The organism is Lewinellaceae bacterium (assembly GCA_020636135.1).
GTDB lineage: Bacteria > Bacteroidota > Bacteroidia > Chitinophagales > Saprospiraceae > JAGQXC01.
Genome location: JACJYK010000001.1, coordinates 199,086 through 223,030 on the forward strand (window position 1 = coordinate 199,086; position 23,945 = coordinate 223,030).

Below are 23,945 nucleotides of genomic sequence, written 5' to 3' on the forward strand. Positions count from 1 at the left end.
GAGAAATGCATGCGAAACGGATCAATTTTATGTTGAATACAAATGATCTTCGGATTTTCATTTTTTAAATAAGGTTGTTCGGTAATGAATTCTGGTATTTCCCAGTTCCAGTAAATAAATTCCCTGAGATAGGGTGGCAACGGATACCGATTCTTCAACTGAAGCTTGCTGCCATTGATGGTCCAGGACCATTCTGCCCATCAGGTCGTATCCCCGCATCCGGCAGGGTTTTCCCAGGAATGCCTCAGGGATGCGGACACGGATGGAGGTAGCGGAAGGATTCGGATAAATGGCCAGGTCCATGGCAGCCTGGTAATCGGACCGGTGCGTGGTTGTCAATGCAATCACCTGTGTGGGTACCAGCGCGGTGTCCCAAAGTTTGACCTCATCAAGTACACCTTCAAAATTATAGTTGGCATTGTCCGGCAACATCTGCCCCATCAGAATAGGCAGATTCGTGGGGTTGATGTCTCCGGTAAAAGGCAAAAAGGACTCCAGATGACCATTCAGGTAGAGCATCATATACGCTCCGTCATAGGTGGCGGTAACCTGGTAAAATGAATCCGTGACAAAGCTGGTTGGTGTATCGAGATCACGAATGCGTCCATCGCTGGCGTGGATGGTCCAGCGAATCTTGCCTTCCGGTATGATCGATACTTTCCACCGGCTTTGCCAGCTGCCATGTGAGACGATGAACCGCTCCTTTTCACCAACGGCGTCAGCCTTAAACCAAAAGCTTAAGGTGATGGCAGTCGTAAACTCCAGTCGCTGATCATCCGGGACGCGAATGAAATCGTTTATACCATCGAAAAGGAAGGCTTGTGATGGCTGGCCAAGCCGGTCATTGGTGGGACGTGCCCCGGAAGGTACGCCATGAAAACCATTGCCACTGGCATCCTGGGTGTTTCCCGTAAAGGGGTAATAAGCCAACAAAGAAGGCACCGGCCCTTCAGCAAAATCTCTAACCAGGATATCCACCGACGCCGTGGTCATTTCACCACGGCCATCATCCACTTGTACCTGGATTTGATAAATGCCTTCACCCGGGGGGGCGGTCCAGATGATCTGATCCCCAGAACCATCTATTGCTCCGGCATTTGTAGTCCAGGTAAACAATAATGTATCACCGTTAGGGTCCGATGCCTTACAGAGAATGTTGAGGTCCTGTCCAGGACCTATATACTTTTGAGCAGGTTGTATCGCTTGAATGACGGGAGCGCGGTTGACCTCCGGGACGACCGTTATTTCGAGGGATGCTGTATCCGTCAATCCATCGTTATCGGTAACCATCCACTGGATACGGTAATTACCGGGATCCTGTGGAGCTACCCAGACAGCTGTCGTGTCCTGGGGTAGCAGTTCACCCTGATCTGCCTGCCAGGTGTATTCCAATATTCCGAAATCCGGATCTGTTGCTTTACCATAAATGATCACTGAATCGCCGAGTTCAACGGTTGTTGACGATGTAGCGAGCGCCTGGATACGTGGTGCTAAAGGTTGTGGTGCATTGGATGGCAGGTAATCGACGACCAGGTCATTCAGCACCATTCGATTCTCTACCTGCTCCATGGTTCCGGAAGCAGGCAGGAGAGCAACCAAGGTTGCTTCACCGGCCGGAATGGTTACTTCCAGCGAGCTGGCCGCGCCTTCCGAAAGAAAAGATTCACGGAGGAGATCATATACGCGTACTGAGGTATCCGGTAACGTGACTACTACCGATTTAGGTGTATCATAAGGATTGAAATAGAGATACATTGGATAACCGTCACTATAGAAGTCGGTCTTGCGGACATCGATACGTAGAATACCATCGACATTGGTTTTAGCAAGGATGCCACCCAGGTAGCCGATGGAGGATGACCCGTATAAGGCCAGGTTGGTAGCTGCCCATCCTCCCCTTACGGCATCACCGGTGGAGAAGGGACTGGCACCATTCCATACTTCGCGCAAAGCTTCGTGGCCGACGACTTTCATCGGGTCATACTGCGCACTCCACTCCGCCCCATCCTGGAGCGAGGCAGGCAAGAATCCAGGATAATAAAGCCGGGTTGCATTGGCCAGGTTCAGGATCCATTTGCCGATCGCCCGGGCATAGCGTTTATCATAACGAACCAATGGAGCCAGGGCAGCAGCCTGATGTAAGCCATTCATCAAAAATGCATAATCATTGCCATTGTCATTGGCCTCTCCAATCAGTCCGGAGACGTCAAATCCGTTCCAGCGGCCTACAATGGTGCCCCAACCGCGCAATGCGCCGCGGTCAAAGATCCAGTTGATCATTTTTTCGAGGTCATAGTGGGTATGCAGCTCGGCGTTCATCTTAGCTGCGGTATAGGCCCCGTAGGGCAACTGCAACTCGTAGGATGGATTATTGGGCCATTGATCCAGAAATTCGATACACCATTCGGCAGCCTCCAGATAGCGTTTTTCACCTGTTACCTTATACGCATGGTAGAGGAGCCAGGCATAAGTGCCGGCAGATTCAGGTTCAGGGACGCTCTCCGAATTGGGCGTACCGGTGGCGAAGTCAAATGCACGGTAGTTGAAAAAAGCCGGCTGCCAGGGCGTATCGGAGCCGCCCAGGGCGCGGGCAGATCCGGCAAAGGCATCTGCAACAGCGGTGAATTGTTCATCCGCATGTCCCATGGGTCCGTAAAGATCGTAAAGCTGGTAGAAGTAGATATTGGGCATCACATCATACCACCAGTCGTTTCCGCTGGAGGTCTTGGGCGCATTAAGGTAAATATTTTGGCCATTGGTCTTGTTGAAGTAATTCTGACTCCACAGCACCCAGTTGTTGCCGTTCTGGTTTGATTTGTCGATGCCAGCCAGGGTTGCTCCAACGATGGAAGGAAGCACATTGATGGCCTCACCTCCTTTTGGGTTATTGCTCCCTACATAACTGGGCAGCCCGAAAACGGGCAGTTCCGGATAATTGGGCCCGGAAGTTTCTTTATAGAGCAATGGAAGATAGTCGCCGGTAAGATCAGGATTATAAACAAAGCCATCGTAATCTTTGGCCACCTGGTACCAGTCCCGGACATTGAAGGGGGTAGGCAGATTAGGCATTTGATCGATACGCGGGATATCGATCTGACCCGATTGGGCATTGACCGAACCGGAGAATAAAATAGCTGCTATGAGGCCTTTTAACTTCATCAATAACCGGGATTTTGGGTCAACATCGGGTTCAGATCCAGCTCGGTTTGGGGTATGGGGAAATATTCGTGTTTGCCCGGGATAAAGTCGGGAATTTCCTGGGACGCCAGCCCCCAGCGTACCAGGTCAAAGAAGTGATGCATCTCAAAACCCAGTTCAACCAGCCGTTCGTGGCGGATGGCCTGCATGACCTCGGACTGCGTACCTGCGGTAACAGGCGGCAGGGCCGTTTCCGGATTGGCAGCCTGTGCCCGGGCGCGGGCGCGGACCTGTTCAAGGGCGGCTAAAGCTTCCGGTAATTGGTTTAGTTGTGCATGGGCTTCAGCCTTCCAGAGCAATACCTCTGCATAGCGGATTGCAGTGTAATTGATATCTCCATCCGCTTTTTGGGTCACTTCCTGAGCGGACTGGAGGTATTTCCGGGGACTGTACCCCGTCGAAGAAAAGGAGGGAAAATAGGTGACACCGAAATAATCATCCCGTGTCATGGCTACGGTGAATTTAAGACGCGGGTCACCGGGTTCAAATTCATTGACATACTCCTGGGTGACTTCACAGAATCCGTATCCGTCACTGATTTTTTTAGAACACCACCACTGGTTAAGGGAGTTGCCGACGCCCAATTCGAGGTTATCGTGCTGAATTTCCCAGACGGATTCGGAGTTATTTTGGGTTAATTTCCGGAAGTTATCCTCGTAGTCCGGCATCAATGCGTAAATGCCCAAAGCATCCAATTGCTGAATGTGGCTTAGGACTCCATTCCAGTCTTCCAAATACAAATCTGCCTTGGCTGCCAGACCTAATGCGGCGCCCCTGGTGACGCGGCCGGTGGCGCTGGCGGGGTAGCTTTCGGGAAGCCACTGAGCGGCCTGATCACAATCTTTGACGATCTGTTGCCAGATAAGTTTCTTGTCATCACGGGGTATGCGCAAATCTTCCGGATCTTTGATTTCGGTGAGAAGAGGTACGTCACCAAATACCTGGGTCAGCAGGAAATGGTAATAGGAGCGCAGGAAGAGTGCTTCTCCTTTGATCCGGTTCTTCAGTGATGCATCCATATCGATGCTTTCGATACGATCCAATACCAGGTTGCTCTGGGTGATGCCGATGTAGTTGAGTTTCCAGAAGTCATTAAATTCCTGCGTACGGGGGGTATAATTCAGGAAATCCATTTCCACCAGCCCCGGACGGGACCCATCTCCGCCCACGACAGCTATAGAAGTAGGCAGGATACCAAAAGCCCAGTAGAAATTGTTGTTGGCGCTGTTAAAAAGGAGGGGTTGATAGGCGGCATTGATGCCCTGGATGGCATCATCGGCCGTTTTGAAGAACGACCCTGCATCCAGGCGGCCAATGGGTGGCTTATCCAATACCTTGGTACAGGAGCTTGCCATCAGCACCATTCCGCAGACCAATATTTTTATGCTGTTACTTCTCATGGTGTCTTCGTTTTAAAAGTCCAGGTCTATACCCACCATAAATATGCGGGGTGCTGGTACGGTACCCCAGTCGATGCCCACGGCCAGGTCGGAGGATACACCAAAACCGTTGGTGTCGTTGGAGTTGGCCTGGATTTCCGGGTCCAAACCGGGATATTTGGTAAAGGTGAAAGCGTTCTGAACCGTGGTGTAGATGCGTACATTCCGTACCCAGTCTTTCGGCAACAGGTGCGTCAGGTTGTATCCCAGCGTGATGTTGCGGAAGCGCAGGTACGATCCATCTTCCAGGAAGCGGGTGGAAATACGCCGGTTCCCGTTGCGGTCATCGTAGCTTACTTTGGGGATATCTGTGTCGGTATGGGTCGGTGTCCAGCGGTTCAGGATCTCCTTGTAAGAATTAAAACCACGGGATTGAGTCTCGTAGGCAAAATTACCAAAGAGGAAATAGACGTCATTACCCTGAACCCCCTGCAGAAGGGTAGAGAAGTCAAAGTTCTTGTACGTCAGGTTTAGGGTTAGACCGTAGACGAGGTCCGGGAAAGGACTGCCGAAATGCGCCCTGTCCTTATCATCAATCACATTGTCTCCGTTCAGATCGGCAAATTTGATATCACCCGGCCGGGTATCGGCGGTCTGAAAGGGACTGGACTCTATCTCCTCCTGGGTGTTGAAGATGCCGATGGCGTCATACAGGAAGAAAGACCCGATCGGATAGCCGGGTTCGGTCTTGGTGATGGGTCCGTCCGACAGACCAAATCCACCCAGGATAGGCTCGCTGCCGGCCAGTGAGATCACCTTGTTGCTGACGGTGCTCACATTGGCAGTTACCGAATACTGCAAGTCTCCCCAGTGATTGCGCAGGCTGGTGGCCAGCTCCAACCCCTTATTTTGTACTTTGCCGGCATTCACATAAGGAGGATTGACTGACCCGGCGATCTGGGGTATGGGCACACGGACCAGGATATCGGTGCTGTTCTTGATGTAGTAGTCGGCTACGATCGAAAGCTTGTCATTCCAAAGGCTGAGGTCAACACCCACATTTTTCTGCGTGGTGGTCTCCCAGCGGATGTTTTGATTCCCTGTTTCGACAACCGTAGCGCCGGTGGCAATCGAGCCGCCAAAAGGATAAACAAATTGTCCGGTGCGTACCAGGGAGCTGTAAGGATAAATGCCTATCTCCTGGTTACCCAGTTGGCCCCATGAAGCCCGCAGCTTAAGGGATGATAATGCCTTGATATTTTGCAGGAAATCTTCGTTGCCGATATTCCAGGCGACCGATACCGACGGGAAAGTTCCCCAGCGGTGTTCCGAGCCAAATCGCGAAGAACCATCCCGGCGCACTGCAGTTTGAAGGATATACCGGTTGCGGTAATTGTAGTTTGCCTGGGCAAAATAGGATAATAATCCCCAGGCTGTCTCAATACCGGAAGCACCGATGTTGCTGATATCTGCTGCGACCGAATTGTCAATGTAGCGGAAGAGCGGATCGGTGCGGATGAAATTATTGGCGGAGGCGCCCAGGTAATTGGCCTGGTTGTCGATGGCTTCCATGCCCAATAGGAATGAAGTCTGGTGGTCTCCGTTGGAACCAAAATTATGCTGGTAGTTTATGGTATTGTTCCAGACCAGATTTTGGCTGTAGCTGCGGCCTTCGGAAAGAGATGAAGGATCGTAAATGGCCGCAGACAGGCGTTGCTTGAAGAGTTTATTGTTTTCAAACAGCAGGTCGAGGCCCAGATTGGTGCGCACGCTCAGGTCTGCGATCGGGCTCCATTCCGCGAATACATTGCCAAAGGCCCGGTGCCGGCGGATGGTCCAGTCGGTGGCATCTACAAAGGCCAGCGGATTGGCATTTCCATCGCCATAAAGAGATGGGTCCCCCAGGACATTGGAGGTGTTGACGTAATTGCCCTCCTTATCGTAAATGGGAAATACCGGTGCAGCGATCAGGGTATAACGGATACCGCTTAGTTCATTGCCAGGCCCGGCGCCATCCCCCGATGAATTAATCACCTTGCGGTCGGTGTAGGAAAAGGCAAAGTTGTTACCCACCTTAAACTTGCTCTTGCCGATTTCTCCGTTAAACCGGACCAGGTATTTATTAAACCCCTGCCCGCGGAAGATCCCATCCTGAGACAGATATTCACCCATTACATAATAGGTGCTGCTGGCTGCTCCACCGGTGGCACTCAAGGAATAGCGTTGCATTGGAGCCGGATTAAAGAGGAGGTCCAGCCAGTTGTTGTTGGGCAATGTATCCAGGATGGACAGCGGAAAAGTGTCCAGCTGGCGGCGCGGATCGCGTAGTGTATTGGCATTGCGAATGGCTTCATTGCGGATGGTCAGGTAGTCGCGTGAGTCCAGGAGTTCGGGTAGATTGGCAGGCGTCTGGACACCATAGTAAGACTGGAATGAAAAGACCGGGTCTCCACTTTGACCTTTTTTAGTGGTGATGATGATGACACCGTTGGCAGCGCGGGAACCGTAGATGGCGGCGGCGGCACCATCCTTGAGGACCTGGATGGATTCTACATCGTTGAGGGAAAACATATTAACTGGTCCGGTGGTAGGTACGCCGTCGATGATGTATAGGGGATTGTTGTTGCCCAGCGTACTCACACCGCGCATGCGTACGGCGATGTCGTCACCGGGAGCGCCGGTGGTTTGGGTGACCTGCAAACCTGCGACCTGTCCCTGCAATGCCTGGTCCAGGCCGACCACCGATAGTTTTTCGATGTCTTTGGGTTTTACCGTTGCAATGGCGCTGGATACGTTGCTGCGGATTTCCTTTCGATAACCGGTTACCACCACGTCTTCCAGCAATTTGGCTTCTTCGTCCATGACGACAGAAAGTTTGGATTGGTTGTTGACTGGTAGTTCCTGGGTTTGGAATCCGATGTAGCTGAAAACCAGTGTTGCATTCGCGGGGGCGGTCAGGCTGAACATGCCATCCAGGTCGGTGGTGGTTCCATTCTGGGTTCCTTTCTCCTGGATATTAACCCCGATCAGGGGTAGTCCATCAGCGGATGAGGTCACTGTTCCTGTAACGGTGATCTGTTGACCCCATAGAAATATTGGAAATAGCAGGATTGGTAAGAGCTTGCCGAATGTTGAAGGCAAGCCATGGACCTTGGTTGTTGACCAATGTAGAAGTATGCTCATACCCGTATGCTCAGAATTAATTGAAAACTGGACCTACATCCAATAGAATGTATGTCTGATCTCTCCGAATAAGGAAGATCATTTTCCGTATTTTCCGTTTTATAAAATTACTGGTAGTTCCATCCGATGTCTGATACTATTCCATGAATTTTTTATACTTTCATGAAATTCATCCCGGCAGCTTCAGAACTTGGAATTCTTGCCGGACAAAGCCTGACCAATCCTACGGACATGAAGATATTTCGTGAGATCACCCCTGTTAAGAAAAGCGATGTATTTGTCATCCTGGACTCCTACAACGTTCATTTTGACTATCCCATTCACAATCACCCGGAGTATGAATTAAACCTGGTTATCGGTTCTTCGGGCAACCGCATTGTAGGCGATAGCATCGAAGGATACGCCAAAAAAGACCTGGTCTTGTTGGGACCTTATTTATATCACAAGTGGGATAGGACCGATATCCGTCCGGATGGGGTAGGGCCGGATTGTCGCGTGGTCACCATCCAGTTTGACGAGCATTTGTTTGACAGCACATTACTGAGTAAAGGGCCTTTTTACCGCATCCGCAAGTTGTTAAACCGGTCAAACCGGGGAATCTGTTTCACGGGTACGACATTCGATCAGGCGCAATCATTGATCACCGGTCTGACCAGATTGCAGGGCTTCGAGAGTGTTTTGGTGTTTCTTCAATTATTGGAATTATTGGCCAATAGCACCGAATGCAGATTCCTTGCCAGCGAAGTTTTCCGCGAATATGCCCTGGATTTGGACAACCACCGGATGGAGATCGCCTACCAGTACGTGGTGCGGAATTTCAACAACCCGGACCTGAAGATCGGGGAGGTAGCCGAGAAACTGCATATGGCGGAATCTACCTTCAGTCATTTTTTTAAAAAGAATACCAATAAGAGCTTTACACATTTTTTACTCGACCTGCGATTGGGCTATGCCTGCAAGCAATTGTTGGAGTCTGATGATAACGTGGGAAACATCAGCCTTAAGTCAGGTTTCAACAATCTCGCCAATTTTAACCGCCTCTTTCGCAAATATCGGCGCTGTACGCCGTTGCAGTACCGCAAGCAATATAAGATGCGGGTTGATTTTGACTGGTCGCATCAGCTCACGCCCTACCAATTCGTTCCGGAAGACAATGGCAATCATCCGTTGCTGAAGCCAGAGGATTATGCGACGAAACTGGCCCACAATTGAGTAAAGATTGCCAGCAAAAAGAATCCTAACCATGACAAGTTATTTCGTAATGATTTCACGTATCGTCTGTTTTACCGCCGTGCTTTTATTATTGCGGTTACCTGGTTTCAGTCAGGATGCCGGATCCCGGACTGAATTCTTTCCGGTCCACCGGAAACAAGTCAAAAAGATGCCTAAGCCCAGGCGGTTATGGGTCTTCTTTATGGCTGGCCAATCCAACATGGCTGGCCGTGGCCAGGTTGAGCCTCAGGATACCCTTTCCAGTCCACGGATCATAACCCTCAATGCGTCCAATCAATGGATTTATGCCAAGGAACCGCTGCATTATTACGAACCCAATTTGACCGGGTTGGATTGCGGTATGTCGTTCGCACGTACGCTATTTGCAGATGTTCCCAAAAAAGTAACGGTTGCAATCATTCCCTGTGCGGTAGGTGGGAGTTCGATCGAACAATGGTTGGAGGATGACACCTATAGAGGCGTCACCTTGCTGTCTAATTTTAAGGAGAAAGTTGCTTTGGCAAAACAATATGGTACCATTAAGGGCATCCTGTGGCATCAGGGCGAGAGCAATTCCAAGCCGGACCGGATACCAAACTATGAGGAGCAGTTGCAGATGCTGATTGATACATTCCGGGGGATTACCGGCAACCCAAAACTTCCAATATTGATCGGCGAACTCGGATCTTATTTTGAACCCATAGAAGCCCAGCAAAACAGTGATGCCATCAATGCCATCATTCATCAAGTGGGATTGTCCGATCCTAACGTTCGTGTGATCACGACTGCTGATCTTCACCCCAAAGAAGATAAAGTCCATTTCAACTCTGCAGGACAGCGGGAGATGGGAAGGCGGTTTGCGGAAGCGTTTTTAGGGATAAAGTAGGACTGCCACGAATTACACGGATAGTGTTTTCCTATTAACACGTACCTATTGAAGTCATGATACTGATGATCGCTAACGTTCTTCCAGCATTATACCTTGACACCACGACACCATAATACCATAATGCCAAAATACCATAATACCATGTAGCTAAAGCCCGCGCAAATACATCAACCCGTGCCCCTCCGTGTCTTCTCTAAGGCCCTCCGTGTAACCATACGTAAACCCCTTACAGAATCGGCGACTTTCTGAACCTTCCTTCCGGTACCAGTTCTTTGATCTTGATGTTGCGGAAGCGGACTTTGATGCCGCCGCCGTCATGTATCTGCAGGCAGATGGAGCCGTGGCCCTCACCGATCTTCTGATCTTCAAGGCTGACCATGGGTTGACCATTAAGCCAGGTGTCGATCTGGGCGCCAACCACGCGGGCACGGAGGGTATTCCACTCGTTCTCTTTGAGGGGGTTGAAGACGGATTCCTTTGGGAGCTTGAGCCAGCCGCGGCCGTAGGACTCATAGACGCCGCCGGTTTTGTCCTTGTCCGGGGCAATCTCGACCTGCCAGCCACTCACCTTGGTGCCGCTGACAGTAGAGCGGATAAACATACCGCTGTTGCCGTTGGCCTCCAGCTTAAACTCGAGGGTGATGTCAAAATCGTCGTAGGCCATATCGGTGCACAGATAACCATACTGGGCATCGGGGCCGGACTCGGCGACCAGCGTGCCATCCTCGGCATACCATTTCTCGGTGCCGTAGGCATGCCAGCCTTTCAGATCGGAACCATTGAACAGCGAAGCGGTGGCACAAGCCGACCAGATCAGGGCGATGGATAGCAGGATAAATGCTTTTTTCATGACGATTTTGAGTTAGATGGGAAAGTTAATAAAAGTTAGCAGGAGTTTAAAGGACAATAGATCCGGCTACCGGCAAGTCAGCGAGGTCTGTTGAATGTGGTGGTTGTATATTGATCTCTCTGTTGATTTGTTTATAGGTAATGGATCATGTAACCATATGCCTCCTTCTCCATAAATCCCTATTTTGTCTGCCTAACCAGAAATCACTTGAGTCCATTATCGCTGATATCCGGTCGTTCGTTACGCAAAGGAGGCATGCAATGGCTGTATTTTGCCGGTACATCTTATCTGGGCATCCCCTATGATGATACTTTCCAGAAGTTGCTGAAGGAAGGTATGGGCCTCTTTGGGAGCCATTACGGAGGCTCCCGGCATTCCAACATCACCCTCAATGTTTACGAGCAGGCGGAGGCTTTTCTGGCGGAATGGTCGGGCATGCCCGCCGCATTATTGACGTCCAGCGGCACCCTCTCCGGACAGCTGGTAGCGCGTCACCTGCAACAGGAGACCTTGTGTTTGTACGCCCCCAATACGCATACTGCCATGCAGACAGCTCAGGTGAAAATGATGCAAAAATGGCCGGAAGAATTGTTTTCAACCATCCGCAACCATCCCGGCAAAGTCGTTTCTATTTTGTGCAATGCATTGGATCCGCTCCATGCCCGGCTTACAAACTGGGATTGGATCAGGGATCTGCCTCCGGGAAGGAAATACATCCTGGTAGTGGATGATTCTCACGGTTTTGGTATCACCGGTGACCATGGACGCGGAGCCATCGAATTGTTACCGGTCATGCCAGCCGGCTGCGAGCTGATCCTGGTGTCATCCCTGGCGAAGGCGTGGGGTATTCCTGCAGGCGTTGTGTTGGGTCATCAGGAGCGGATCCGGCGCCTGTATGCCGATCCCCTTTTTATCGGGAGTTCGCCTCCGCCGCCCATGTATGTCTATGCCATGCAGAATGCAGCCGCGCTCTATGAGGCACGAAGGCAGGAGCTATTGAAGCGTTTAAATCAATTTCAACGAAAGTGCAAGCATCTCAGGGAGTTCAGGCACATACCCGGATTCCCGGTGTATTTTACCCCGAAGAATGGATTATTTGATGCACTCTACCAGCATCAGGTGCTCATTTCATCATTCCCGTACCCTACGGTTAAATCTCCGCCGGTCACCCGGGTGGTGATCAATGCCAGCCATGAACCAGAAGATATTGACCAGCTGGCAGTGCTGGTGGATGCCTATTTTACGAGTTGAGGGGATAGCTGTCATCGCTTTAGAATGTGTGTTTGAATCCAGCAAGGTTCTTCCATCATTTGCTTTCGATAGTGTTTTTATTCCGTACCTACGGCACGGTTTGCTGCAATGAATTTGTTTCAACCAGGATAGGGTCCCGCTGGGACCGGGGATTTTGCTGGAACTGGGGGTTTGGATTATGCAATCCCCCGTGCCGTAGGTACGGCATCTGAATCCACCGCCCAACTAGTCCCGCTCACACATTAGAAATTACCAGCATATGATATCTAATGATCTCCTGGAGGATATCTTCCTGGTCCCAGCGGGACCTCATTCCTGTAGCCAAAAAATTATTAACAATCCCCCGTGCCGTAGGTACGGCACCTGAATCCACCGCCCAACTAGTCCCGCTCACACATTAGAAATTAACAGCATATGATTTCTAATGATCCCCTGGATGATATCTTCCTGGTCCCAGCGGGACCTCATTCCGGTAGCCAAAAAATTATTATGCAATCCCCGTGCCGTAGGTGCGGCACCTGCATTCACCGCCCAACCAGTTCCGGGTACACATTAAAAATTAATAGCATATGATTTCTATTGATCTCCTGGATGATATCTTCCTGGTCCCAGCGGGACCTCATTCCGGTAGCCAAAAAATTATTATGCAATCCCCCTTGCCGTAGGTACGGCACCTGGACCCACCGCCCAACTAGTCCCGGGTACACATTAAAAATTAATAGCATATGATTTCTAATGATCTCCTGGATGATTTCTTCCTGGTCCCAGTGGGACCCCAATCCGGTAGCCAACAATGATTATGAAATATTCCTTTTGTCCCATTAATTCATGAACTTTATTTCCTTAGACCAATGCAAAGCGGATTATGATCCCCATATCTAAATCTCCATTGAATTCATTATCAAAGCCCGGCTTCCTGTTATTTTGTTTTGTTGCGATCGGCATCGGCCTGTCGTATCAGCCCATTGCACGGACACCCCTCGATGAGATTCTGCGTTCAAACCGGCAGCAATTGAAACCGGTGATCAAACATCCGGACCGCTACCGCCTGCAGATCATCTATACCCAGATTGACCGCGATGCCCAAAACAAGCCATCCTTCGCCACCTACCGCTTTCATCAAAACGACAACATCTATTTTTACCCCGCATCATCGGTTAAAATGCCAACGGCATTTGTGGCGCTGGAAAAAATCAATAACCTCCATGTCCAGGGTCTGAATCGCGAGACGCCCATGTTTACCAATGCAGATCGTGTACCGCAAACTGCGGAGACACAGGATACCTCTGCTGCTCATGGGTTGCCCTCAGTAGCACAATACATCCGTCGGATCTTTGCGATAAGCGACAACGATGCCTACAACCGGCTCTATGAATTTGTCGGTCAGCGTGCTTTAAATCAAATCCTTTACGACAAAGGTTTCGGCCATACGCGCATCACCTGCCGTCTGGATGCTCCGCAGTTCCTGCCACTGGACAACCAGATTACCAATGCGGTTTACTTCCAGGACCAGGGACAGGTGCTTTACAGTCAGGGGCAGGTGCAATCCCAGTGGATCGCTCCCGATCTGAATCTCAACGAAGAAATGCAGGGCAATGGCAGCATTGATCAGGATGGAGAACTTATCGATCAGCCTTTCGATTTTAGTCAAAAAAATTACATCTCACTGGAAACATTGCATGACGTCCTGAAGACGGTTCTTTTTCCGGAATCTGCCCCTGAAAATCAGCGATTCAATTTCACTGAAGACGACTACCGGTTCCTGTATCGATGTATGGGCAGTTTCCCCAGAGAATTTGTTCACCCTCATTACGATCCCCGGACGTATCCTGACAACTACATGAAATTCCTGGGCTATCGTGGAGATTCAGCGATGATCCCACCGTACGTGCGCATCTTTAACAAAGTTGGTGAAGCGTACGGTTACCTCACAGATGTTGCTTATGTGGTTGACTTTGAACACAAAGTGGAATACCTGTTGGCGGCCACATTAATGGTCAATGCTAATGGCATATTCAACGACGGTGTCTATGAATACGACACAATTGGCTTACCGTTTCTGGCTCATTTGGGACAGGCTGTATATCAATTCGAATTAAGCCGTCACCGGGATCATGTTCCTGACCTTAGCCGTTTTGCAATAGACTTTTAGCCTTCTCCAGGTTAATCTCCGGCATTACATTAGCTTTGGAATTGGCATTATTTTCATGGCGCCCGATGACCGGATCGGCTGCATTATTATTACTTTTACTTTATCCTATTCAGCCCAGATGCGGTTAATCATTTGAATGGACCATCCATGAAAATTGGCCTTTTTATTCCATGCTACATCGATCAGTTATACCCCCAGGTTGGCATTGCAACCCTGGAATTGCTGGAGCGTCTCGGATGTCAGGTCGAATATCCTCCGGGACAGACCTGTTGTGGTCAGCCATTGGCCAATACCGGAATGGAAAAAGCAGCCCAGCCCACGTACGACCACTTTAAGGAGGTATTTTCCGGTTATGAGCATATCGTTGCCCCTTCGGGTAGTTGTGTTTATCATGTGGTGCATCATTATCCTGAGCAAAGCAGGCCGCCAGGTAAGGTATGGGAACTCTGTGATTTTATCGTCAACCATTTAGGGATCAGCCAAATCAAGGCTTCGTTCCCGTATAAAGTAGGATTGCACCCCAGTTGTCATGGATTACGTGGCCTGCGCCTGGGGCCAGACAGTGAGCGGGTTGAGGAGCGTCCGGATGTTGTCCGTACGCTGTTGGCTTCCGTGGCGGGAATCGAGCTGGTAGACCTGGACCGGCGGGACGAATGTTGTGGCTTTGGCGGCACTTTTGCCATCACTGAAGAGGCGGTGTCAGTCCAAATGGGACAGGATAAGATCGCTGATCATCTCCGGCATGGCGCGGAAGTCATCACCGGCACCGATGTCTCCTGTCTGATGCATCTGGAAGGATTGATCAAACGCCAGGGTCTGCCATTGCAAACCAGGCATATTGCGGAGATCTTAAACACCCGGTCATGAGCCAGCATCCCGAGGCAGCCGCCCGATTTATTGCGGATAACGAACGTATGGCGTGGCACGACCGTTCCATCTGGAATGCCCGGAAGAAGCGGGATGCAGCCAGTCATTCCATAGAAGAATGGGAACAGTTGCGCTCCTGGGCTTCCGATATCAAAGATCATACCCTGGCTCATCTGGACCGCTATCTGGAGGAGTTTGAACAGAAGGCTACTGCCAATGGCGTCCAGGTGCACTGGGCGGCAACAGCCGAGGATCACAACCGCATCGTACTCGGGATTCTCCGGCAGAATGAGGCAAGACATATGGTGAAATCCAAGTCCATGCTCACCGAAGAATGCCACCTTAACCCATTCCTGGAGGCCCATGGAATTGAAGTGATCGATACCGATCTGGGTGAGCGAATCGTCCAGCTCAGGGAGGAGATACCCAGCCATATTGTCACGCCGGCAATCCATTTGAAAAAGGAAGATGTCAGCAAGTTATTTGAAGAAAAACTGCATACCGAGCCGGGTAATGCCGACCCGACCTACCTGACAAGGGAAGCACGTAAACACTTGCGGGAACATTTTCTGGCCTGTGATGCTGCGCTTACCGGTGTCAATTTTGCCATTGCCGAAACGGGTACGGTGGTCGTGGTGACCAATGAAGGCAACTCGGACCTGGGCGTTCATCTGGGCAAAGTGCAGATCCACAGCATGGGCATCGAAAAATTGATCCCCAAATGGCAGGACCTGGGCATTTTTACCCGATTATTGGCCCGCAGTGCTACCGGACAACCGATATCCATCTATACCAGCCATTATACCCGGCCGCGAGGTGATGCGCCCATGCACATCATCCTGGTGGACAATGGCCGGACGGAGCAGCTGTCACGAGAGCATTTCCGGAAATCACTGGCATGTATCCGTTGTGGTGCCTGCATGAATACCTGCCCCATCTACCGTCGCAGTGGCGGGCATAGTTATGGAAGCACCATTCCGGGACCCATAGGTTCCATCCTGACCCCGGGAAAAGATTTAAAGAAGTACAGCCCTTTGCCTTTTGCTTCCACACTCTGCGGTTCGTGTTCGGATGTATGCCCGGTCAAGATTGACATACATGACCAGCTGTACCGGTGGCGGCAGATCATTGCCGAAGAACACCTCTTGCCTAAATACAAGACGATGCCCCTGGGTTTGGCTGGTCGGATTTTTGCTCGGGGCAAGCGTTATGATCAGGCCGGTCGCATGGCTCGCTGGTGGCTGCGGTTGTTGCCAGCCTGGATGATCAACAACCCGATGAACCCCTGGGGCAAGCACCGTGACCTGCCACAGGCGCCCCGCGATTCGTTTAAGCAATGGTACCAGAAAAACCGGCCACATGGATCCTAAGCAGCAAATACTGGACCGGATCCGGTCTATACGGCAAGCGGATAAACCTTATCCACCGCAAGCTTTTAAGTACCCTGCCGGGGATCTTGATGAAGCCTTCACGACCATGGTCAAGCTTTCCGGAAGCACCTTGCTACGGTTTAAGGATGCTCAAACCATGGTCGACGATTTTATGAAAGCCGGTCATCCGGTATACAACTGGGTGAGTACCTGGGAGCCGATGATCAGGCTTGGCGCAATCGAAGCAGGTCAGGACCGGGACCCAGGCAATCCCATTCCGTGTGCCGTGCTCCCGGGATCTTACGGTGTTGCGGAGAACGGAGCCGTATGGGTGCCGGAGGAGGTGATGGGCTGGCGGGCCATTCCTTTCCTGGCTGAACATCTGATATTGATCGTACATGCGGACAAGCTGGTTGCTACAATGCACGATGTTTATGCTCAAATTCAGCCGGGAGCCTATGGATTATTCATTGCCGGCCCTTCCAAAACAGCTGATATTGAACAGCATCTGGTACTAGGTGCTCAGGGACCATTGGCCCACACAGTGATTTTGCTGGGATAGTTCTTGTTCAAGGATCCGCGGGTAATCCTTTACCAAGGTACTGCTGAAATATGCAGCTGTTTATGTCGGATCCTGATATTACTGGGCAGTTATAAATGGGTGGCTTTTACTTCCTGATATCTAAGCAATCGGGATTAGGAAACCGTCTGATTTTCTAATCCCGTTACTGGTTAACTTAGATATTGTGAAATGGGCAGGACTGGTGTTTACTCTTCCATCTCCAGAAGAGACTTTTCATTGCGGTACTGGGCTTTCAGAATTTCATTCCGGCGGGCTTCGGATGGTTTGGTGAAATACTTCCGGTCGCGGAGTTGCCGCATTAAGTTAATTTGACGGTGTTTGCGCTTATAGCGTTTCAGCGCGCGATCAATGGATTCTCCTTCTTTGATTTCAATAATCAGCATAATTTGATTTTAGTTATCTAAATAATTTTTTTTCATTGAGTCCTGTTAAAACCGGTCTTCGCGGGGACGGGCTTTATTGACAACAATGGCTCTTCCACCCAATAAGGTATTGTTCAGCGCTTCAATGGCGGCAGTTGCTTCTGCGTTATCATCCATTTCGACGAAAGCAAAACCTTTGGAGCGGCCTGTAAAACGATCCATAATGATCTTGCAGCTGGATACCGAACCGTAAGCTTCAAAAGCCTGACGCAATTCGTCCTCAGAGGTGGCATAGTTAAGTTTTCCTACAAAGATGTTCATATCGATAATTAATATAAATGATGGTATTAACCTGGTAGCAAAGGCAACCAGGATGCTAGAACAAAACCCAATTAGAAAGTATGGAAGATCGGTTGAGATAGGACGACCGAAGATTGAATAAAAACTAACTGACACTATTCTAGAAATGCAAAGATACAAAAATCGGTATTATTCTCCAATCAGGGGTTCCTATGCTGAATTGATCCGGACAATGAAACAAAAAAGCACGCCCTGTAGGAGCGTGCCTGGCTATCGTGTTCTTGGGAATTCTTGATCGTATTTGCGGACGGCAGCTTTAAAACCGGAGAACAAAATCATTTGTTTCCTTCGGATTTAATATACTACCAGTCAGGTACGGAACGCTTCATCGATGTTGCTTTTGCTATTGATTCGTTCGTTATAAAATACTCGGTTAACATCAAAGCGGTAAAGGTGCGTTTTTAAAGTCTGGAACGAAGCCATCGCAGGAGGCTTACAACAATGAAGGTTGTGATCATCTGTAGTCTGTTTTTGGTTTAGGAATGTTCTCATGTTATTTATCGGATGAACGCCATCGGCAGGTTAGGATCAAATCGCCCTGCTGTCATCGGGCTCTGGCGGTTTTGGGTATACCGCTTGACCTGGTTGGTCACGAAATCAAACAGTTCACCCAACTGGACGATCTTGTCCCGGTTTTGGTCGGCGTCGCCCTTCAACCCTTCGATCAGGTAATGACTGAAGATGCCCTGGCGCAGTCCCTGGTCTTCCAGGCTTACTTCTTCGGACGAACTGGACATCAGGAATGCGGTGCCCGATTGAGACTGATCGATGCGTTCGTAAAATTGGTTTAATGCCTGCTGGAGGTTGATACCCCGTTCTCCGAGCGTGCCGGCATAACAGGCGTCCGCGAGGCAGATCTTTTGTTTGGCAGGGCTGTTGGACAATATGGTTTGGACATCCTCGTAACGCAGCCGGTTGTGGTAACCGTCAAAATCATAGGGTAGGAATGAACCTTTAAGACCATGCCCTGAAAGGTAGAGCATAACCACATCGTTTTCATCAGCCTGCATGAATAAGGTCTGCATGCTTTCGATGATGTTGCGGCGGGTCGCATCCTCGTCGATCATCAGCCGGATCTGGTTGTCCGGTAAAGCCCCTCCTTCCGGGCTTTTCAGAAAAGCATACATGCGGTAGGCATCATCATCCGTGTATTTGAGCGTGGGCATGTGGTTATAACTGGCAACCCCTACCACGGCGGCCCAGATTTTGACATCCGGATCGCTGTCTTTATCCACCGGGTTGCTTCCGGCTATGGAGGTTGCCGGCTCGTCGCGGAGCTCAATCACCCGGCCGCGGCTCCAAATGGCACTCACTACCCGTCCACTGTTGAAATACATGATCCCCGGTCCATGGGGAGCGTGATTTTGCCATTGGCCTTCGTACCGGTCCCCATTGGCGTAATAACAGACGCCTTCACCGCGGGGCTGGCCATTTACAAATGAGCCGATGTAATAACTTCCGTCGCGGTAGGTGTATTTACCTTGTCCGCTCAGGCATTCTTCCCGGTTACAATCACGTACTTTTCCTTCTGCTTGGTTTTCCGTCGATTGACGATTTCCTGCCTCCGGAGGGCTGGGTGTATTGGAGGTATTCACAACAGATTCTGTCTGACCCTCTTGACTGAGTGGCTTACCGTCCTTCCACTGACCGACCACTTTGCGGCCATCCGGATACGTATAGGTACCCTGGCCATTAAACTTGGAATGATAAAATTCGCCGGTGTACTGTTCGCCATTGGCTTTTACCAAGGTGCCTTTACCTTCCCGGTACTGGTTGTTCCATTGACCATTGTAACGGTCGCCATTTGAGAAATAGAGGACACCAGAGCCCTGGATAACGCCATCCCGAAAGGTGCCCTGGTATTTGGACCCGCTGGGAAAGACGTACGTTCCATTGCCATTATAACAGTTACCTTGGATACACTGGCTCCATGCCATCAGGGGGGAAACACAGAATAGACAGAGCAAAAACTTCGTCATATGTGAACCTGTTTAACGTGATGTAGAGTCCCTGAATAGTCATTTTAATTGTTGAAGTAAATGTGCTAAGCGATGAGCCAAAGGTTTATGTACAGGATAAAACTAGCAGGCCAATTTATTTATTGTTTCATCCGGCTGGCAATAAGACCTTTTTAACATTTACACGATCAGGGGATTGCAGGTATGTAAATCGATAGCTGAAACCTTGCACCCGGGTATTTCGTTATCTTGTCCGAATAACATTAACATCCACATGAGTAAGACACCATTTGAATTTAATGGAACGGAGACCATTCCGGTTGCTGCCCATCCGGTTTGGCTGACACTGCAAAATCCAAAACTGCTGGGAGAATTAATTCCCGGAATAGAACGGATGGACCAAACCGGAGAATCCAGTTATGCCTTTGAAGCCCGGGTTAAGTTGGGTATTATCAAACCGGTTCTTTCCGGTACCGTAACCTATACTGATGTCCTGCCCGATCAGCAGGTCGGTATGAAGGTGGAGCAACACAGCAAGGTGGGTTCCTCCTCTCTTGATGTCCTGATCTGGCTGGAATCCTGTGAGCCGGATGAAACCGAGGTAAGCTACCAGGTCACCGGCCTGGCAGATGGGTTGCTGGCAAAAGCGGGTGTAAAAGCACTCGAGAAATTAAGTCAAACGGCCATCCGTAAATTCATCGATGCGCTGGATGATCTGATCCGCCAGCAAGAGATAGCCTGACTCCGGATATATTTCAGCCATTAATCGCGAAACAAACATAAAGCCACCTGCATCCAATGCCGGGGATTCTCCATAGCTGCTGTACTACTGCCGGCCAGACTGGTTAAGCTGAACCATTGGGACAGGCCAAGTTCACGGACTGCGCTGTCCGGAAGGGTAACCTCTCCAAAGACACCCCAGATTATTTTTCGATGCCGGAGTGCCAGCTGACATACCGCATGGATGAGCTTTCCCTGCAATGAAGTTTGGTCCAGTTTACCTTCACCAGTCAGGATTATATCGGCAGACGCGATGTGTCGTTCAATGGCTAGCAGCTCAAAGATGAGGTCTGTGGCGGATACGATGCGGGTATTCCAGAATGCCGCCGGGCTTAATGCCAGCCCCCCTGCTGCGCCCATCCCGGGCTGGTCCAACTCCTGGCCAAAACGATTCTCCAGCCAGTGAAGATATTGCCTGGTCCCGGTCTCCAGGATATCAACATCCTCAGGTGTCGCACCCTTCTGTGCTGCATATTGCCGGGCTGCTCCCAGAGGCCCCAAAAGTGGATTACGCACATCGGTAGCAATAAGAAACTCCGGCTGTGGAGGCAAATCACTGGGCTCCCGGACGGATGCAATCTTCGACAGGGAGTCACCCTGAGGGTCCAGCGGGTTACCCTTTTCGTCCAGCCATTCGTACCCGCATCCTGCGAGCAATCCGATTCCTGCGTCCTGTGTTGCACTTCCGCCGGCAAATACCACTATGCGGTTAACACCCTGCTTCCAGGCATCGAGAATCAACTGTCCGGTACCCCGTGTGGTGGTGTATTTTGGATCCCGCTGCTCAGCAGGTACAAGCTGCAGACCGGATGCCAGCGCCATCTCCAGGTACGCTGTATTTGTTGTTGGGTCGATCAGATAGTAAGCGTCCTGGGGCTGATAACACGGATCCACTACCCGGACCTGATGGATGGTCCACGGACGGATATTATGGAGTGCTTCCAGCGTCCCTTCGCCGCCGTCGGCTAAAGGGATTGCCAGGCATTTGTCTCCCCAGGTCTTTTGTGCCAGCAGACCAATTTCGGAAGCTGGCAGGGTACCCTTGAATTTATCGGTGACACAAATTATTCTGGACACAGGAGATGATTTGAAATGCCCGTCGCCATGATCTGCATGCGCAACAGACCAATTTAATTCGCTGTAAATTAATGGCGGCACAGAAATTGATTGGATAAATTACGAAAAAGAAACAGGTCAAAAAGATTGCAATTCATGTTGCAAAATATTATTTTACCTGGCTAACCCGACCTGACAGTAGATAAACCTTTATTCGTTCACCAAAAATCAAGGGCCGATGCTTACGATACGAACCCGATTGGGATTGTGGCTGCTGCTCCTCATGGGAGTACAGCAGGTAGGTGTGGCCGGTCATCTGCCAACGGATGATCCGGTGGCTCCGGCCATCAGTTCATTGATGGAAGTATGTCAGCATGAAGAAATATCGGATTATCTGGATCACTGGGCGCAACGGAAACTGAAATATCGCGATCAGGTCGCATTTTTGCGTACTTTCTTCTACAAAACCCACCGGAAATATCTCAAGCAATACGTGCCATACTCATCGGTTCAGCAAACATTAAGCGTTGGCGCCTATGATTGCGTCTCTGGAACGGCATTGTTTGCCACCTTCCTGCAGGCCCTCAATGTGCCCTTTGAAATTCGTGAGACCGGGTACCACGTCTTTGTCATTGCCAAGCTGGACGATAAATTCATTCTTCTGGAGTCCACAGACCCCAGTGCGGGATTTGTGGAGGACCAGCAAGCCATAATCCATCAGGTACAGCAATACATTTTTGACGGTCTGGACGCAGCCATGGTGTCAAGGCCGATCCATAACACGATCACGCTTGAACAACTGGAAGGCTTAATGTTTTACAACCGGGCTTTGGATTACTTTCAGCACCATGATCGGGAAATGGCAGCATTTTATCTGGATTACGCACTTGCGCGTTATGATTCTCCCCGCATCCGGGCCATGAGTGACTTATTGAAGGAACATCCTGAACAGGTCGTGATCATGGATCGATGAACCCGTGGTATCAATACCGTGGCGTGGCATGGTAAACGCCTAAGAACACCATAAACAATTTGGTTACAAAAGGGATCTGAGGATCTAACTGGTCTTCGATGATCCAGTCACGCGGATCTCCTTCGTATTCAGTATACACCTGCAGGCTTCCAAAGTCAAGTGGTTCGTTGAGCACCCAATCCTCCGTGAGGTGCGTCCACCGGGTTTGGTAGTACCAGATCCTGGTGTCATCCTGAACTTTCCAGCGGGTGATATCGCCCGGCCAGAACCACCGTGCTGTCAACAGCATATTGCCTGACCTGGCTTCCCAGAAACCGGGATCCTCGACATAATGCATATCGAAGGAGCCGGCTTCTTCCCCCACACGGTAATCCCATTTGGACCAATCGCCCTGCATGGGCCAGCGCAACGAGAGGGTCCCCTCGACCGATTCGTCGCTGGTATAAACGATCCATTCCGCGTAGGAATCGTCATACCGGGTGTGAATGGATTGTAATTGCTGCCCGTATCCAGCAAATGTGGACCCGATCAGTATTATCAGGCCAATAAATTTAATTTTCATTCAGAAGGGAAGATCTCCGAAGTCCTCGGCTTTTAATCCGTCGTCGGTCGACCATTCGATCGGTGGTTCAGGATCTGAAAGATCAAACGAACTATCAGCCTCTTTTGTTACCCCGGTGACGCGCCATGCATTGAGGTTGGTAAAATATTTTCCATTCCATTCGCGTCCGCGCAGGTCGAAGAAAACTTCCACTTGCTGGCCTTCCTGGAAGGGATCGATGACCGAACAGCGATCCTGTGTCAATTGGAATTTAAGGTATTGCGGGTATTGTTCGTCGGTAAGGAGTACAAATTCACGCGCCTGGAAGGAGGCTGTTTTGGACTCGATATCAAATTTTTTATGCAATCTTCCTTTGATCTGAAATGTGTCGGCCATACCGGAATTGATTTTACCCCAAAGGTAGTAATCATTCATCATTTCTGGTGTGCTGGAATTACCCCATAAAAAACATCCTCTCAACATGGAGAGGATGTTCAAGCAGCCTAATCATTAATGAAGATTCTTGTTTCTGACGAAATGCTCAGATCAACCGGAGGATATCTGTCGGGTTTTGACATACGATGGCCTTACTACCCCGTACGGCGATCGGGGCTTTCAGAATATCCGGATTGTACTTAATGACTTTAATCCAGCTTTCGTCATCAAATTCCCGTCCTTTGATGTGCGTCCGGTAATAAGGATGAGCTTTATTGAGCAAATCTTTGGGATCGATGCCCAAAGATGTCAGAATGAACTGCCAGCTCATACCGGTGGAAGGGGCACTACCAAAGGCAAAAGCCTTGATGTGCGGCGATAATGACTGGGCATGAGCTACCGTCTTGCGGTCACCGGAAGATTCCGGGTTGTAGTAAAGCAATATTTCTCGATGGCTGGTTTTCACAGAATAAGATTTTGTAAATAATGCAAACGAGCATTCTTGGTATTAGCAATATACAATAAAATAAAATATAAATCAATAGG

Annotated in this window: 20 protein-coding genes; 9 read left to right on the top strand and 11 right to left on the bottom strand. The window is 50.0% G+C overall.

The genetic code is table 11. The features are described from left to right. Nucleotides 1-57: 57 nt before the first annotated feature. The 3 genes from H6570_00820 to H6570_00830 are packed head-to-tail and all read right to left on the bottom strand — an operon-like array spanning nucleotide 58 to nucleotide 7,760. Nucleotides 58-3,159, bottom strand: a complete 3,102-nt coding sequence (locus tag H6570_00820) for a T9SS type A sorting domain-containing protein (GenBank protein MCB9317795.1) — start codon at nucleotides 3,157-3,159, stop codon at nucleotides 58-60. Further along, on the bottom strand, nucleotides 3,159-4,598 hold the full coding sequence (locus H6570_00825; GenBank protein MCB9317796.1) for a RagB/SusD family nutrient uptake outer membrane protein: 1,440 nt from the start codon (nucleotides 4,596-4,598) through the stop codon (nucleotides 3,159-3,161). Before H6570_00825 ends, H6570_00820 begins: the two co-directional genes overlap by 1 nt. A gap of 12 nt (nucleotides 4,599-4,610) precedes the next feature. After that, complete coding sequence (locus tag H6570_00830) at nucleotides 4,611-7,760, bottom strand: TonB-dependent receptor (protein MCB9317797.1); 3,150 nt, start codon at nucleotides 7,758-7,760, stop codon at nucleotides 4,611-4,613. Between the two features lie 231 nt (nucleotides 7,761-7,991). On the opposite strand from H6570_00830, the gene H6570_00835 reads away from it, so the two are divergent. Both H6570_00835 and H6570_00840 read left to right on the top strand, forming a co-directional pair. After that, complete coding sequence (locus H6570_00835; protein ID MCB9317798.1) at nucleotides 7,992-8,972, top strand: helix-turn-helix transcriptional regulator; 981 nt, start codon at nucleotides 7,992-7,994, stop codon at nucleotides 8,970-8,972. Between the two features lie 31 nt (nucleotides 8,973-9,003). Then, nucleotides 9,004-9,858, top strand: a complete 855-nt coding sequence (locus tag H6570_00840) for a sialate O-acetylesterase (GenBank protein ID MCB9317799.1) — start codon at nucleotides 9,004-9,006, stop codon at nucleotides 9,856-9,858. A 229-nt stretch (nucleotides 9,859-10,087) separates the two neighbouring features. Here H6570_00840 and H6570_00845 read toward each other — a convergent pair whose 3' ends face one another. Further along, nucleotides 10,088-10,711 (bottom strand): DUF1080 domain-containing protein, encoded by a 624-nt coding sequence (locus H6570_00845; protein MCB9317800.1) that lies wholly within the window; start codon nucleotides 10,709-10,711, stop codon nucleotides 10,088-10,090. Nucleotides 10,712-10,918: 207 nt separating this feature from the next. Between H6570_00845 and H6570_00850 the strand changes: the two genes are divergently transcribed. The 5 genes from H6570_00850 (at nucleotide 10,919) to H6570_00870 (ending at nucleotide 16,913) form a co-directional block, all read left to right on the top strand. Continuing rightward, nucleotides 10,919-11,962: a pyridoxal phosphate-dependent aminotransferase family protein gene (locus H6570_00850; protein ID MCB9317801.1), complete on the top strand. Its 1,044-nt coding sequence runs from the start codon at nucleotides 10,919-10,921 to the stop codon at nucleotides 11,960-11,962. A gap of 889 nt (nucleotides 11,963-12,851) precedes the next feature. Beyond that, entirely contained in the window at nucleotides 12,852-14,114 is a 1,263-nt protein-coding gene (locus tag H6570_00855; GenBank protein MCB9317802.1) for a serine hydrolase, read from the top strand. 147 nt (nucleotides 14,115-14,261) lie between these two features. Then, entirely contained in the window at nucleotides 14,262-14,981 is a 720-nt protein-coding gene (locus tag H6570_00860) for a (Fe-S)-binding protein (protein ID MCB9317803.1), read from the top strand. Continuing rightward, nucleotides 14,978-16,351 (top strand): lactate utilization protein, encoded by a 1,374-nt coding sequence (locus tag H6570_00865; GenBank protein ID MCB9317804.1) that lies wholly within the window; start codon nucleotides 14,978-14,980, stop codon nucleotides 16,349-16,351. Before H6570_00860 ends, H6570_00865 begins: the two co-directional genes overlap by 4 nt. Next, nucleotides 16,341-16,913 (top strand): LUD domain-containing protein, encoded by a 573-nt coding sequence (locus H6570_00870; protein MCB9317805.1) that lies wholly within the window; start codon nucleotides 16,341-16,343, stop codon nucleotides 16,911-16,913. Before H6570_00865 ends, H6570_00870 begins: the two co-directional genes overlap by 11 nt. Before the next feature lie 206 nt (nucleotides 16,914-17,119). Here H6570_00870 and H6570_00875 read toward each other — a convergent pair whose 3' ends face one another. From H6570_00875 to H6570_00885, 3 genes are all read right to left on the bottom strand, one after another. Next, nucleotides 17,120-17,317 (bottom strand): 30S ribosomal protein S21, encoded by a 198-nt coding sequence (locus H6570_00875; GenBank protein ID MCB9317806.1) that lies wholly within the window; start codon nucleotides 17,315-17,317, stop codon nucleotides 17,120-17,122. Nucleotides 17,318-17,362: 45 nt separating this feature from the next. After that, complete coding sequence (locus H6570_00880) at nucleotides 17,363-17,617, bottom strand: RNA-binding protein (protein ID MCB9317807.1); 255 nt, start codon at nucleotides 17,615-17,617, stop codon at nucleotides 17,363-17,365. 536 nt (nucleotides 17,618-18,153) lie between these two features. Continuing rightward, entirely contained in the window at nucleotides 18,154-19,635 is a 1,482-nt protein-coding gene (locus tag H6570_00885; protein MCB9317808.1) for a caspase family protein, read from the bottom strand. Between the two features lie 253 nt (nucleotides 19,636-19,888). Between H6570_00885 and H6570_00890 the strand changes: the two genes are divergently transcribed. After that, nucleotides 19,889-20,356: a hypothetical protein gene (locus H6570_00890; protein ID MCB9317809.1), complete on the top strand. Its 468-nt coding sequence runs from the start codon at nucleotides 19,889-19,891 to the stop codon at nucleotides 20,354-20,356. 20 nt (nucleotides 20,357-20,376) lie between these two features. On the opposite strand, the gene H6570_00895 is transcribed toward H6570_00890, so the two are convergent. After that, nucleotides 20,377-21,471 (bottom strand): glycerate kinase, encoded by a 1,095-nt coding sequence (locus H6570_00895; GenBank protein MCB9317810.1) that lies wholly within the window; start codon nucleotides 21,469-21,471, stop codon nucleotides 20,377-20,379. Between the two features lie 217 nt (nucleotides 21,472-21,688). On the opposite strand from H6570_00895, the gene H6570_00900 reads away from it, so the two are divergent. Continuing rightward, nucleotides 21,689-22,423 (top strand): hypothetical protein, encoded by a 735-nt coding sequence (locus tag H6570_00900; protein MCB9317811.1) that lies wholly within the window; start codon nucleotides 21,689-21,691, stop codon nucleotides 22,421-22,423. A gap of 10 nt (nucleotides 22,424-22,433) precedes the next feature. On the opposite strand, the gene H6570_00905 is transcribed toward H6570_00900, so the two are convergent. The 3 genes from H6570_00905 to H6570_00915 all read right to left on the bottom strand — a co-directional run bounded on the left by H6570_00905 (nucleotide 22,434) and on the right by H6570_00915 (nucleotide 23,865). Further along, complete coding sequence (locus H6570_00905; GenBank protein MCB9317812.1) at nucleotides 22,434-22,985, bottom strand: hypothetical protein; 552 nt, start codon at nucleotides 22,983-22,985, stop codon at nucleotides 22,434-22,436. Next, nucleotides 22,986-23,399, bottom strand: coding sequence for a DUF3127 domain-containing protein (locus tag H6570_00910; GenBank protein ID MCB9317813.1), 414 nt, complete (start codon nucleotides 23,397-23,399; stop codon nucleotides 22,986-22,988). It lies immediately after the preceding gene. A gap of 106 nt (nucleotides 23,400-23,505) precedes the next feature. Next, nucleotides 23,506-23,865, bottom strand: coding sequence for a glutaredoxin (locus H6570_00915; GenBank protein MCB9317814.1), 360 nt, complete (start codon nucleotides 23,863-23,865; stop codon nucleotides 23,506-23,508). Nucleotides 23,866-23,945: the final 80 nt, after the last annotated feature.